The 1,246-nt window shown below is 66.0% G+C and carries 2 protein-coding genes; both read right to left on the bottom strand.

What is annotated here, in order from left to right; all coding sequences use genetic code 11:
- Positions 1–17 precede the first annotated feature (17 nt).
- Positions 18–800: an IS630 family transposase gene (locus ABEA81_RS42290; protein WP_345613697.1), complete on the bottom strand. Its 783-nt coding sequence runs from the start codon at positions 798–800 to the stop codon at positions 18–20.
- On the bottom strand, positions 689–1,159 hold the full coding sequence (locus ABEA81_RS42285) for a helix-turn-helix domain-containing protein (protein ID WP_345613695.1): 471 nt from the start codon (positions 1,157–1,159) through the stop codon (positions 689–691). Before ABEA81_RS42285 ends, ABEA81_RS42290 begins: the two co-directional genes overlap by 112 nt.
- Positions 1,160–1,246: the final 87 nt, after the last annotated feature.

Below are 1,246 nucleotides of genomic sequence, written 5' to 3'. Positions count from 1 at the left end.
CTAGTAGACCGTCGCCGCTAATTGTTTGGGTATAGGTGGCGGAGTTTGGTGCGGGCGTCGGTGGTGGTGAACTGCCAGTCGACCTGGCGTTGGTCGGTGTTGGTGGCGTGTTGCCAGGCGGTGAGTTCGGCATTGAGGGTGTTGATGTCGGCGATGCGGCGGTCGAGGCACTGGCGGGTCAGGGCGGAGAGTTCGATCTCGGCGATGTTGAGCCAGGAGCCGTGCCGGGGCGTGTGGTGGATCTCCAGTCGTTGCGCCAACGCGAACGCGGTGGCGGGGTCGAAGGCTTCGTAGAGCGAGCCGATGGTGTGGGTGTTGAGGTTGTCCATGACCAGTACGACGGTGTCGGCGTCGGGATAGTCGTGGGTGAGTAGGTGCTGCACCTGGTGGGCCCAGTCGATCTTGGTTCGGCGGGGCTTCGCGTCGACGCGGCGCCACCCGCGCAGGGGTTCGACCCAGACGAAGATCGAGCAAGTGCCATGGCGGACGTACTCGCTGTCCTCTTTCTGGTCGCGGCCGGGTGCGGCGGGGATCGGGTCGCGGACCTGTCCCAGCAGTTGGTAGGGCTTCTCGTCCATGCACACCACCGGCCGGGCGGGGTCGTAGGGGCGGGCGTAGACGGCCAGGACGTCTTCCATCGCCGCGGCGAACTCGGCATTGGCGTGAGGCGGGATGGTCCAGCACTTCTTCAGATGAGGACGCAGTTTCGTTTTTTTAGCACCCGACCGATGGTGGAATGATCCAGGTTGGGCAACTCCTCGATCAGGGCGACCTGGCGCTCCAACAGTCGAAGCGTCCAACGAGAAGAGCCCTCGGGTGGGGTTGAGCAGGCCAGCGCGATCAGGCGGGCCTCGACCTCGCCGGTCACGATCGGCGCCACCGGCGGCGACTCGCGCGGCTTGCGGCCGATCGTGGCCAGGATGTCGCCGCCGGTCTCAGCGAACCGCTTCGCGACCACGCGCACCGTGGTCGTCGAGGTCCCGACCCGCTGCGCGACCACCACCTGATCCGGTACCGGACCGGCGTTCTCGTCCAGTTCCAGCAGCACCCGCGACCGCATGATCATCCGCGCCGGGTGCACGCCAGTCGTGGTCAGCTTCAGTAGGAACCCGCGATCGGCAGCCGACAGACCGACCGGGAACACCTTCGGGCGAGGCATCGAGCACCCATCCTCTCAGCAGCAGAACTGAGCTGCCGAGCACCGATACACCGCATAGCACCCGATTTAGCGGCGACACGCTACTAG

Origin of the sequence: Pseudonocardia adelaidensis, assembly GCF_039543345.1 — a bacterium.
GTDB classification, from domain to species: Bacteria; Actinomycetota; Actinomycetes; order Mycobacteriales; family Pseudonocardiaceae; genus Pseudonocardia; species Pseudonocardia adelaidensis.
Note: the sequence above shows the minus strand (reverse complement) of the source record. Positions and strands in the feature narration are given on the sequence as shown.